At 49.8% G+C, this 12,156-nt stretch carries 12 protein-coding genes; 7 read left to right on the forward strand and 5 right to left on the reverse strand.

Annotated elements, in window-relative coordinates; all coding sequences use genetic code 11:
- Window positions 1-5: 5 nt before the first annotated feature.
- Window positions 6-1,085: a hypothetical protein gene (locus tag IMY23_RS08155; RefSeq protein ID WP_225986454.1), complete on the reverse strand. Its 1,080-nt coding sequence runs from the start codon at window positions 1,083-1,085 to the stop codon at window positions 6-8.
- 294 nt (window positions 1,086-1,379) lie between these two features.
- Here IMY23_RS08155 and IMY23_RS08160 point away from each other — a divergent pair, with 294 nt between their 5' ends.
- The 3 genes from IMY23_RS08160 (at window position 1,380) to IMY23_RS08170 (ending at window position 5,477) form a co-directional block, all read left to right on the forward strand.
- Window positions 1,380-1,718: a PadR family transcriptional regulator gene (locus IMY23_RS08160; protein ID WP_192821605.1), complete on the forward strand. Its 339-nt coding sequence runs from the start codon at window positions 1,380-1,382 to the stop codon at window positions 1,716-1,718.
- Between the two features lie 2 nt (window positions 1,719-1,720).
- The gene (locus IMY23_RS08165; protein WP_192821606.1) at window positions 1,721-4,192 is read left to right on the forward strand and encodes a GIN domain-containing protein; all 2,472 of its coding nucleotides are present in this window, start codon (window positions 1,721-1,723) and stop codon (window positions 4,190-4,192) included.
- 169 nt (window positions 4,193-4,361) lie between these two features.
- Window positions 4,362-5,477 (forward strand): alpha/beta fold hydrolase, encoded by a 1,116-nt coding sequence (locus IMY23_RS08170; protein ID WP_192821607.1) that lies wholly within the window; start codon window positions 4,362-4,364, stop codon window positions 5,475-5,477.
- Between the two features lie 341 nt (window positions 5,478-5,818).
- On the opposite strand, the gene IMY23_RS08175 is transcribed toward IMY23_RS08170, so the two are convergent.
- The gene (locus IMY23_RS08175; protein WP_192821608.1) at window positions 5,819-7,249 is read right to left on the reverse strand and encodes a CCA tRNA nucleotidyltransferase; all 1,431 of its coding nucleotides are present in this window, start codon (window positions 7,247-7,249) and stop codon (window positions 5,819-5,821) included.
- A gap of 584 nt (window positions 7,250-7,833) precedes the next feature.
- Entirely contained in the window at window positions 7,834-8,235 is a 402-nt protein-coding gene (gene mce / locus IMY23_RS08180; protein ID WP_192821609.1) for a methylmalonyl-CoA epimerase, read from the reverse strand.
- 123 nt (window positions 8,236-8,358) lie between these two features.
- Between mce and IMY23_RS08185 the strand changes: the two genes are divergently transcribed.
- From IMY23_RS08185 to IMY23_RS08200, 4 genes are all read left to right on the forward strand, one after another.
- On the forward strand, window positions 8,359-9,570 hold the full coding sequence (locus IMY23_RS08185; RefSeq protein WP_192823724.1) for an IscS subfamily cysteine desulfurase: 1,212 nt from the start codon (window positions 8,359-8,361) through the stop codon (window positions 9,568-9,570).
- 123 nt (window positions 9,571-9,693) lie between these two features.
- The gene (iscU, locus tag IMY23_RS08190) at window positions 9,694-10,107 is read left to right on the forward strand and encodes a Fe-S cluster assembly scaffold IscU (protein ID WP_192821610.1); all 414 of its coding nucleotides are present in this window, start codon (window positions 9,694-9,696) and stop codon (window positions 10,105-10,107) included.
- A gap of 16 nt (window positions 10,108-10,123) precedes the next feature.
- Window positions 10,124-10,531, forward strand: coding sequence for a hypothetical protein (locus IMY23_RS08195; protein WP_192821611.1), 408 nt, complete (start codon window positions 10,124-10,126; stop codon window positions 10,529-10,531).
- Between the two features lie 22 nt (window positions 10,532-10,553).
- Entirely contained in the window at window positions 10,554-10,880 is a 327-nt protein-coding gene (locus IMY23_RS08200; protein WP_192821612.1) for an iron-sulfur cluster assembly accessory protein, read from the forward strand.
- A gap of 114 nt (window positions 10,881-10,994) precedes the next feature.
- On the opposite strand, the gene IMY23_RS08205 is transcribed toward IMY23_RS08200, so the two are convergent.
- Complete coding sequence (locus IMY23_RS08205) at window positions 10,995-11,600, reverse strand: pseudouridine synthase (protein ID WP_192821613.1); 606 nt, start codon at window positions 11,598-11,600, stop codon at window positions 10,995-10,997.
- Window positions 11,601-11,688: 88 nt separating this feature from the next.
- The gene (locus IMY23_RS08210) at window positions 11,689-12,120 is read right to left on the reverse strand and encodes a DUF2007 domain-containing protein (protein WP_192821614.1); all 432 of its coding nucleotides are present in this window, start codon (window positions 12,118-12,120) and stop codon (window positions 11,689-11,691) included.
- Window positions 12,121-12,156: the final 36 nt, after the last annotated feature.

The following is a 12,156-nucleotide window of genomic DNA, read 5'->3' on the forward strand; positions in this document are numbered from 1 at the left end:
AAAAATCAATCAAAACTATATGCAACAGAAACAATGACCGAAGACATCTCAGAATTATCAGCAATGCGGGAAAGGGCTAAGTCAAGCATAAGTCCGTGCGTGGCCACGCCAAGTCCGAAGTTGGGTTGTACCTTCCAGCTTTTTTTTCCCTCAAAATCCTGGAATTGCTGAATGTTGTTGATACCGCCGCGCACGTGCACCACATTGGCAAACCCGACTTCTACCCCAATTTTAGGGTCTATGGAAACCAAGCCGCTAGAAAGCAAGCTATTCCGTTTGCCGTCAAAGGTGACATCCAGGTCGGTGGCTACCAGGGCAGTGAAACGGTCTGCAAACCGGAAAGACCGGCCAGCACCTAAAATCATCCTGGGCAAGGTCACCTCAATGCTGTTGGTGTTAAAGGCGGTTTCCTCTTCATGGTAGGTATCACCCAGTTCATCGGCGTTTAGGCGCCAAGCGGTAAAGGTGGTGGTGATGTCTTTCGCCATGACGCCAAACTGCCAGGCTCCATGCCGTAGTTGAGCGCCGGCATCAATGCCAAATCCCCAGGCGTTGGCGAAATCACCCACATTGCGATAGATGACCTTGGCATTCACACCCAGGGCAAGACCTGGTATTTTGTTGCTCATTCTGGCGTAGGAGGCCAAAAACGCATAATCTGCCACAGAGAAAAACTGGATGCTGTCATATTGAATGGCACCGTATTCATTCACCAGGCGGCGGGTATCGGCAATATCATCAACCCCCACCCGTATCACTGAGAAGGCCAGCGCACTGCTGGAATCCAGTTTGGTGGCGTATGACCCAAAGTCATTTTTGATGATGCCCGCAAACAACTCAGAGTGCATATAGGAAACGTTGTGCCGCTTAGGCAAGCCCACCAACCCGGCGGGGTTCCAGAAGCCGGCGGTGGCGTCACGCACAATAGCGCTTTGTACGCCCCCCATACCCAACGCCCGGGCACCCACGCCCAGGTTAAGGAACTCGTTGCTGTATTTAGGGGCAGAGATGTTCTGTGACCAAGCTTCCTTGGGCGCCAGCACCACACACAGAAAAGTGAAGACCAGTAAAATTCTTAAAGCCATAGAGTAAAATACAAACGAAGTAGGAACGTATTCAGATGTAAAGATAAAAGGACTCTTCTATTATATAGATGTTCCTATACGTAACTTGGTTTATTACACATAAAGTATTGGTTGTGTTCCACTAAGGACGAAAATTCTTTTTTTACCCGCCTCTCCTGCTCTCCAAAAAAATATTTTTACGGCAAAACCCGCTAAACAAGCCGCAAACGCACTACACAAAAATATTTTGTAACAGTACCTTGCGTTACATAGTACCTAGTTATATATTTGTATCATAAATCAGACTCACAGACCATGAAAGTAGAAAACACACAAGTGCAGATGCGGAAAGGGATTCTGGAGTACTGCATTCTGGAAATCATTGCCCGCGGCGAAGTATATGCCTCTGATATGCTGGAGGAACTCACGGCCGCCAAGATGATAGTAGTGGAGGGGACGCTCTACCCATTGCTGACCAGACTGAAGAACGCCGGCCTCTTAGATTATGCCTGGGTTGAATCAACCTCTGGGCCACCCCGCAAATACTACAAACTCACGCCCATTGGCACTGAGTTCTTAGAGCAACTCCGCCTCACCTGGCTAGAGTTGGTAGATTCCACCACGTTCATCATCAACCGCAAGAAATCCAACTAGTCATGAAAAAGAACATTAGTGTCAACTTACAGGGCATGATCTTCCATGTGGAGGAAGACGGCTACGAGATGTTGCGCCAATACCTGGCCGCCATCAAGGCGTACTTCTCCTCTTATGAAGGGCATGAAGAGATTGTAGCCGATATTGAGTCACGTATTGCCGAGATTTTCTTCTCCCGCCTGAACCCGGGCAAGCAGGTCATCACCCGCGAAGATGTGCAGGCTCTCATCGCACAGATGGGTACCATCACAGACTTTGAGATGGAAGAACCTTTAGAGGCTGAATCCTACACCCACGCCACCACCCCACCTGTGGGCGCTCCGGTACCCGGCGAACAAAAACGCCTGTACCGCGATGTGAACCGAAAAGTATTGGCTGGGGTAGCTGCTGGCATAGCCAACTATTTACAAGTAGACCCGCTCTGGATTAGATTAGCGTTTATTCTGCTGGTGTTGGGCGTACCGTTAACGGGTGGTTTCACCTTGTTTGGCGTGGTCCTTTACATTATCTGCTGGGTGGCTTTGCCTAAAAGCGAGATTTTGCCCGAGATTTCTGCCCGCAAGCTATTCAGAGACCCGGTAGACAAGAAGCTGGGCGGCGTGGCCAGTGGTATCGCTATTTACTTCGGGACAGACGTGGCCATCATCAGGTTGCTTTTTCTTATCTTCTTCTTCTTTGGCGTGGGTTTGCTGGCCTACATTGTGCTCTGGATAGCTGTGCCAGAGGCCAAGACCATCACGGAGCGCGTGCAGATGCAAGGCAACCCGGTCACGCTTTCCAGCATTGAGGAATCTGTGAAGAACACGCTCAACATGAAAGACGCCAATGGGCAGGAAAGTACCTTGGCGAAAGTTCTCCTTTTCCCAGTACGCCTGGTTTCCCAGATTATTCAGGTGTTGTCCAGAATGCTGAACCCTATTTTGGGCTTTGTGATCACCATGGTGCGGGTTTTCGCGGGTTTGATGCTGATGTTGGTGTCAGGAGCCTTTTTAATAGCCTTAATGGTTGGTTTGGCTACCAGTTTGGGCATTGAAGCCGGAAATGAATTCATTCACATAGGTGATATTCCGGCCACGGCCTTCTTTAACGCCGTACCCGGTTGGTTAATCTGGGCCGCTTTCTTTGCCGGCATCATTCCGGCGCTGTTGCTCTTCTTATTGGGCATCGGGCTGTTGGCCAAACGATTCTTGCTGCGTCCGGCGGTGGGTTGGTCTATGCTAGGGGTTTGGTTGGTGGCTGTGGCTGCCTTGCTGAGCGGGATTGCGCTTACTACCCGCCACTTCCAAGAATCCGGGGAATATACAGTGGAGCAGACGTTTGCCACTTCGGCCCAAACCTTGGTCTTGAACGTGCGAGAGACGTCACATGACTACGGGCACCGCTTAGACATTAAAATGGAAGGCTACAACGGAACCGATGTAAAAGTGGTGCAAGTGTTCAAAGCCAAGGGTACCAACGAAGAAAATGCCATTGCCAACGCCCAGATGATCTCCTACAAAATGACCCAGCAGGGCGACTCGGTGATCAGGTTTGATGATGCCTTCACCTTTAAGAACAACGCCATTTTCAGAGACCAGGATTTAGACCTTAAAATCTTAATTCCTGAAGGCAAAACCCTGAAATTCTCGGCTGGCTTCGCAGACCATTTCGCCAGTGATGTCACCAACGGCGAGTATTACGCAGATGATCTGTCCTCTAACACCTGGCAAATGAAAAACGGACGTCTGGAGTGCCTTACCTGCAGCGTGGTAGATACTACCACTGCTCCCAAAGGCTCCAACAAAGGCGTGGCTATTATGGCAGATGATGAACTCAGCATTCTGAACGATGACTACCAGGGCGTGTCTAAAATCTACAACGTGCGGGACTTCACTGAGATAGAAGCCGGCGGCGCGTACCATATCCGGGTGAAGCAGTCGTACCGCACCTCAGTGCGGGTGACCGGCAACACCAGTGACCTGGACAAGATGACGGTGCGGGTACGGAACGGCGTGCTGCAAATAAAGCGCGAAGGCAAGCTTTTCACGTTCTGGAACAGCAACCAACGTCCGGTTCTGATTGAGATTGAGACCCCAGACCTCACCTCCCTCAACGTTTCTGGCGCGGTGAAAGCCGAAGTCTTCGGGTTTGCCCCAGACAACTTCAGCCTAAACCAATCTGGGGCCAGCGAGGTAGCCATGGGCATAAGTACCAGCCATTTGGAACTTGACCTGAGCGGCGCTTCCAAGGTAACGCTCAAAGGCCACACTGATCACCTAGATGCCCAAGCCAGCGGCGCCAGTGACATAGTAGCCGATAAATTGACCGCCAGCCGGGCCGAGGTGGACTTGAGCGGCGCCAGCGAAGGTGTGGTAAACGTGCAGGAACACCTGCGGGCCCAAGCCAGCGGCGCCAGCAACTTGCAATACACCGGTGATGTGAAACAAGTTGACACCGACCAATCTGGTGGCTCCAAAGTAAGCCGAAGAAAATAACCAGCCGTTTTGGGGCTCATTTCTGAAAATGAGCCCCAAAACGGAAAACACAAAGGGGCTCCTTTCTTGGATTTCTTTGGAGCCCCTTTTGTACAAGGAGGACGCGCTTCTGGCAAAGTCCTCCTTTTTTATTTCAATCCAATCTTCTCGCGCTCAACACCAACCAGCTATGAAAAACCCCATCCTACGCCGCCTTTCGGTCGCGCTCAGTCTCTGTATTGCCTTTTTTATTGCGATTTCCTTTCCAGCCGAAGCTCAGAAAAACCAGGCGGCCGCAGCTAACCCTTCTGCCGCTGACCAAAGCACATTTCTGAACGAGCAACGTTTCATCACTATCAACGGCCAAGACCAGTGGGTAACTATTAAAGGAAATCCTGCCAAACCCGTTTTGCTGTTCTTGCACGGTGGGCCGGGAAGCCCTTTGACGCCGTATGCCGACCAATTGTACGGTTCCTGGGAGAAAGATTTCCTGTTGGTGCAATGGGACCAGCGCGGCGCGGGCAAAACCTTCGGAAAGAACGCTCCCAAGGAATTAACTCCAGATTTCTTAAGCGCCAACCCCTTAACCCTGGCGCAAATGACCGCAGATGGCGTAGCGCTTTCAGAATACTTGATTAAGCACCTCGGCAAAAAGAAAATCACGTTGCTGGGCACTTCCTGGGGCTCCATCTTGGGCGTGGAAATGGCGCTTAAACGTCCGGACCTGTATTCCGCGTATGTGGGGCATTCACAGGTGGTGAACCTCTGGGCTAATTTTGAACTGGCGTATAAGAAGGTACTGGCCCTGGCGCAACAGGCCAAAGACCAGCCAGCCATTGACCTGCTACAAACCATTGGTGCGCCACCCTACGCAGACCCCAAAAACTATGGACAAATGCTGCGTGTGGTGAAAAGATATGAACGTAGCCGCGCCCAACCCGCCCCCGCCGCCTGGAATAAAATAGCCCCAGAATATGACAACGAGCAAGACACCCAACACCGCTATGACGGCGATGATTACTCTTTTGTGAACCTGATTGGGGACAAAAAACTGAACCTGCCTTCTATGATAGCCGACCAGGATTTCATGCGCACCGGCCTAAAATTCAAACTGCCTGTCTATTTTATTCAAGGCGCAGGCGACCTCACCACGGCCCCTGAGTTGACGACGGCCTATTTTAACAAACTGAAAGCGCCCAAGAAAGAATTGGTGCTGCTCCCTAATTCAGCGCATGGACATAACCAACTGGTGATTGATGCCCAACTGAAAATTTTGCAAGAAAAAGTAGTGCCTAAAGCAAAATAATACGCCGCGTTTGCCTGGTATCAAGAATTTGTGTTTTGTTGTTTGTTGAGAGAATCGGGCGCTTCCTTGGTTTCCCTCCCAATTGAGACCCCGATTTTTCTTTTCAACACTAAAGACAATTCCCGTTTTCGGCTTCATTTTCAGAAATGAGCCCGAAAACGGGAATTTACTTTTGCCATCCTTTTTACTCAGAAAGGCAAATCAACCATCCATTTTGTCATCTTGAAAAGATCTCGGTGGCCAACTAGGGAAGCATTTATTTTCTGATAGTACAGCTTGCCACCGAGATTCTTTTAGGCTGACAGAGAAGCAAAAAGGCAGGTTAATTTATGTGTAACTGCTTATTGTGAATCTATTGGCGTCAAACCTAATTTCTGGCCGCGCTTCAGCAAATACGCAAAGGCTTCTTCGTATTCGTTTCTGATTTCACCTTCCAGAATGGCTTCTGTAATGGCGCTTTTGAGAATACCTACTTCTTTAGATGGCGCAAGGTTGAACGTCTGCATAATTAAATCGCCTGTGATGACCGGCTGGAAATTGCGGAGTTGGTCTTTCTCCTCCACTTCTTTCAGTTTCTGCTCCACGCGCTCAAAATTCTGGAGGTAGCGCTTCACTTTATCATTGTTTTTGGAGGTGATATCGGCTTTGCAGAGTTGCATGAGCAGGTCAATGTCTTCGCCGGCCTCAAACAGCAATCTTCTGATAGCCGAGTCGGTCACAGTTTCTTTCACCAGCGCAATGGGCCGAAGATGGAGAAGCACCAGTTTCTGAACCTGCTTCATGTGCTCGTTGAGGGGCAACTTTAAATCAGCGAAAATCTTGGGAATCTGGCGCGCGCCGCGGTCTTCATGGCCATGGAAGGTCCAGCCTACTTTCTCGTTGTAACGCTTGGTTTCGGGCTTGGCGATGTCGTGCAAGATGGCGGCCCAGCGGAGCCAGAGGTCATTGGAGACGTCGGCCACGTTGTCTAAGACCTGCAGCGTGTGGTAGAAATTGTCTTTGTGTGAGTTCTTGTTGATGGTCTCTACGCCGTGCAGCTTCACCATCTTCGGGAAAATCAACTCCAGCAAACCGGTCTGAAACAGCAGCTTAAACCCGTAGCTGGGCGTTTTAGACAAGATGATTTTGTTCAATTCATCCGTTATCCGCTCCTGCGACACAATCTTGATGCGCTCCTTATGCTCAGAAATGGCGTCAAACGTGTCTGGGTCAATATCGAAATCCAATTGGCTGGCAAACCTAATGGCGCGCATCATGCGGAGTGGGTCGTCTGAGAACGTGATGCCCGGCGCCAAAGGTGTTTTGATGTTCTTTCTTTTGATATCTTTCAGGCCTTCAAACCGGTCAATAATTTGGCCATACGAGCCTTCGTTCAGGCTTAAGCCCAAAGCGTTGATGGTAAAATCCCTTCGGTTCAAATCATCTTCCAGCGTGCCTTGCTCCACTTCGGGCTTGCGGCTTTCGGCGCGATATGATTCTTTTCTGGCGCCCACAAATTCCACTTCCCAGCCGTCACTAGTCCGCAGCATGGCCGTCCCGAAGTTCTTAAACACGGCCACTTTGGGTTTGTTGGGCAACTTGCTGGCCACCAGTTGCGCCAGTTCAATGCCATTGCCAAGGCACACCACGTCAATGTCTTTGCTGGACCGATTGAGCACCAAATCCCGCACATACCCACCAATCACGTAAGCCTCCGCGTTGAGTTCTTTGGCCGCCTGCGCCACCACGGCAAAAACAGGATGGTCTGGAAGGGAAATGTTTGGGCTAGTCATGGGCGAGAATTCAATCAAAAAACAAGCAGCCACCTGCGTGGCGCCATTCGGCCCGCAAAGGTAGCGATTTTGAAAATTAGCCTCAGGGTAAATCAAATGAAACCTCACCCCTAGTCCCTCTCCCACGGAGAGGGGAACCTTGCCATTGCGTTTTAGGGCTTGTTTCTGGAAATGAAGCCGAAAACGGGAATTGGTGGAGACACTCGTAGGAGCTGACCACACTACGAGGTCTGTGGAGCGGGCGACAATTTATAGGTTTGCCCTACCGCAAGTTTAACGCAGTGTAACTTGTGGTAATTACTAAAGCAAGTTTTCAACTTGCGCAAGCTGAAAGCTTGCCATATAGGAGCCACAAGTTACGCTGCGCTAAACTTGCGGCAGGACTGTGTACTATTCGCTTGCTTTCTACACTACTAAGTATCATTCAGGAAAGCGCCTTCAAAACCCGGCAACAATCACACCTCTTGTAATATCATATAACCGTAGTAATCTGACCTCGTAGTGTGCGCAGCTCCTACGCGTGTCTCTGCTTATTTACGTTTTCGGCCTCGTTTTCAGAAATGAGGCCGAAAACGGAAAAACCGCTATTCCTTTATTTCCTGGCACAATTCAACCAGCACGCCGTTGGCGGTTTTGGGGTGAATGAAGCAGACCAGTTTGTTGTCGGCGCCGCGTTTGGGGGTCTCGTTTAACAACTGAAAACCTTCGTTGCGCAGCCGTTCCATTTCGGCGTAGATGTCGGCTACTTCAAACGCAATGTGGTGGATGCCTTCGCCTTTCTTCTCAATAAACTTGGCAATGGCGCTGTTTTCTGAAGTGGATTCCAGCAGCTCAATCTTGGTGTTGCCCACATGAAAAAAAGAAGTGTTGACAGCTTCAGATTCCACTTTTTCTGCCTTGTACGGGCCTGCGCCTAACAATTTCTCAAACAACTGGTTGGCGTCTTGACAATTTCTCACGGCAATGCCGATGTGCTCTACTTTCATACAGTATATTAAAGATATTCTAACTGGTGATTTTTGTGTATTTTTGTGCCAACAATCAAACTTATAGCCGCTGTTCGCTGTTTTTTTGATAACCAATACAAAGGAAAACTATTGACGAAGATGCTGAAATTTCCGATTTATCTAGATAATAATGCCACCACGCCCATGGATCCACGGGTTTTGGAGGCGATGTTGCCCTATTTTACCAACCACTTCGGGAATGCGGCGTCCCGTAACCACCCGTTCGGTTGGGCCGCCGAGGAAGCCGTTGACTACGCCCGCGAGCAGATTGCCGCCCTTATCAACTGTGACCCCAAAGAATTGATTTTCACTTCTGGTGCTACGGAGTCTGACAACCTTGCCATTAAAGGCGTGTTTGAGATGTACGCGTCTAAGGGCAACCACATCATCACGGCCACCACTGAGCACAAAGCCGTGTTGGACACTTGCAAGCACATTGAGAAAATTGGCGGGCAGGTAACTTACCTTGAAGTTGATGAAAAAGGCCTGATTAACCTGCAGGAACTGGAAGCCGCCATCACTGACAAGACCATCTTGATTTCCATCATGTATGGCAATAACGAGGTAGGCGTGCTACAGTCTATCAAAGAGATTGGCGAAATTGCCAAGAAGCACGGCGTGCTCTTCTTCTCAGATGCCACGCAAGCGGTAGGTAAAATTCCGGTTGATGTAAAAGCCGATGGTATTGATTTGATGGCTTTCTCTGGTCACAAAATGTACGGTCCTAAAGGCGTTGGTGCTTTGTACGTTCGCCGCAAGAACCCAAGAGTAAAAGTAACCGCCCAAATGGACGGTGGCGGACACGAGCGCGGCATGCGTTCTGGGACCTTGAACGTGCCCGGCATTGTGGGTTTAGGCAAAGCCTGCGAAATCTGCCGCACCGATATGGCTTCTGATACCGCCCGCATCATTGCCATGCGTGACCGTCTGGAGCGTGAATTGCTGCAAATGGAAGAGTCGTATTTGAACGGATCAAAAGAGCACCGTCTGCCGCACGTAAGCAACATCTCTTTCAAATATGTAGAAGGTGAAGGTTTGATGATGGGTATAAAAGACCTGGCCGTTTCTTCGGGCTCTGCGTGTACGTCTGCTTCTCTGGAGCCATCTTACGTGCTCAAGGCTATGGGCATGAGCGATGATTTGGCGCATTCTTCCCTGCGTTTCGGGTTAAGCCGCTTTACCACGGATGAAGAAGTAACCTTCGCGATTAACCACGTGAAAGAAGCAGTGACCAAACTGCGTGAACTAAGCCCGCTGTGGGAGATGTTCAAAGAAGGCATAGACCTTGACTCTGTAGAGTGGGCAGAACACTAGAACTTAATTAAGAATGGGGAATTGAGAATTAGGAATTGTTCGTTTTAGATTCTAAATACGTATAAACTAATTACTTAACCTCAAATTCTTAATTCATAATTTTTAATTCGTAATTATAAGAAAATGGCTTATTCAGATAAAGTAATTGACCATTACAGCAACCCCCGCAACGTGGGCACGCTGGACAAATCAAAAACAAACGTGGGTACCGGTTTAGTAGGTGCCCCAGAGTGCGGTGACGTGATGCGCCTGCAGATTGAGGTAGACGGGAATCAGGTGATCACAGATGCCAAGTTTAAAACCTTCGGTTGTGGTTCGGCCATCGCGTCTTCTTCTCTGGCCACCGAGTGGTTGAAAGGCAAAACTGTTGATGAGGCCCTGGCCATTGACAACATGGAAATTGTGGAAGAATTGGCCTTGCCGCCAGTGAAGATTCACTGCTCTGTTTTAGCCGAGGACGCCATTAAATCTGCTATCAATGACTACCGCGTGAAAAACGGAATGGAGCCATTGGTAGAAGCCAAAGCCCACCACTAAGCACCGCTTGAGCGCAATGGACGTAACCACCAATGTGCACGTAGAAAGCGCCCGCATTCAGAAGCAGATTGAAGACCATCTGGGCCTGGAGGGCAGCCAACTGCTGTTTGACTTCCGGCCCATGGAGGACCGGACGCGGCTAGACCTAATCACGGTGAACCCGCGCCATCATCAGTCGTTCCTGTTTCATACGGTCACGGGCTATGACAAAGTAGACGCGTTGCGTAAGATGCTGGACTATGTGCGGCAGGCCCGCGACCAGCAAAGTTCCTTCACCATCCAGTGGGTGGCGCGGGGCGAACGCGAGCTGAACACGTCGTACTTCAGGGCCACTAACATGTATGACGCGCTGGATAAATTGTATTACGGCCGAGACATCAACACCATCACGGTTTTTAGTGTGGTCTTGAACCCGGTGTCTTAAATAAAGAAAGGAGGATACGCGTATGATTACCGTTTCTGATAAAGCAAAAGAGAAAGTAGAAAAGCTGAAGAAGGATTCTAACATAGATGACAGCTTCCGGTTGAGAGCCTCGGTGGCCGGTGGCGGATGCTCCGGTCTGTCTTACCAGCTTGACTTTGACGACGAAGTAAAGCCCATGGACCAGGAGTTTGAAGACAAAGGCGTGAAGGTAGTGGTTGACATGAAAAGCTTCCTTTACCTGGCAGGCACCGAGTTGGATTTCTCTGACGGCCTCAACGGCAAAGGCTTCTATTTCAATAACCCCAACGCCAGCCGTACCTGCGGCTGCGGCGACAGTTTCTCTGTGTAACTCTTATCACTTACACTTCATAAAAAAAAGGCACCGCAAGCGGCGCCTTTTTTTTATGTGTATGATTTTCTGTTTTTGGCCTCGTTTCCAGAAATGAGGCCGAAAACGGAATTCTTACCTTTTCCGGAAGGGCGGCTGATATGGGGCTTTGGGCTTGGCGAATAGGTGCAGTTGTTTCACTTCCTCTTCGGTTAAAGTTCTGTATTCCCCGGGCTGCAACTCCCCTAGTGTCAGCTTGCCGATGGCCACGCGCACCAAGCGCAGCGTTGGAAATCCTACGGCCGCCGTCATTTTGCGCACCTGTCGGTTCATGCCCTGGCTTATCTTTATTTCTACCCAGGTGGTGGGAATGTTCGCCCGGAACCTGATGGGTTTTGACCGTTCCCAGAGTTCCACGTCTTCCAGCAGCCGCGCTTTGGCCGGAGCCGTTTTCTTGCCTTGAATGGTGACGCCGCTCCGCAGATGTTCCAGTGCCTCTTCCGTAGGAATTCCTTCTACCTGTACCCAATAGGTTTTCTCCACCTTGAACTTAGGGTCTGAGAGCCGATGCTGCAATTGCTTGTTGTCGGTGAGTAAGACCAGGCCTTCAGAGTCATAGTCCAGCCTACCTACGGGGTACACGTTGGGTACCGGCACGTAGTCTTTCAGGGTTTGCCTACCCGTTTCATCTGTGAACTGGGTAAGTACCTCAAAGGGCTTGTTAAGGAGAAGATAGCGCAAGGAAAAAGGAAATAAGTGAAGAACTGAAAAATCGTTTTAACGCCCATTTACAAAACAGAGCCCGAAAACAGGCGGTTGGCGGGAAGGCTTACGCTCTCCTGAATTTCTTTCCGCAGTTATTGCATTGGTATTGGTCTTTGGACAGCAGCGGCAGCGTAAAAGTGAGGAAGGCGATGGCAAACCCAAAAAACGATTTCAGTTTATTGCCAGATTCATAGACATAGGTAAGCTTGAAGGAGCCGCAGCGAGGACATTGTACGGCGGTTTCCTGTTCACCGATATAGGGCTGGTCTGTGACGTAATTCAGAATGGAAACGGCTTTGTCCGCGTCGCTGGCCAGGGTTTTGAGTTTTATGCCGCCCATGAGGTTGCTGAACAATGGGTTGATGGACACTATGTTTTCGTCAAACAGAAACACCATAATGCCCTCGCTCTCCAGTTTGTTTTTGGCCATGTGCGCGTCTATGGGCGTGTTGTACCGGCAAATGGTGACTAATTGGTCTTTCTCTTCTGTAGACATGGGCAGGGCGTTGGGCCTGTGAATGTAAGAAAAACT

The sequence above is a fragment of the Rufibacter sp. LB8 genome (genome assembly GCF_014876185.1).
Classification (GTDB): Bacteria; Bacteroidota; Bacteroidia; order Cytophagales; family Hymenobacteraceae; genus Nibribacter.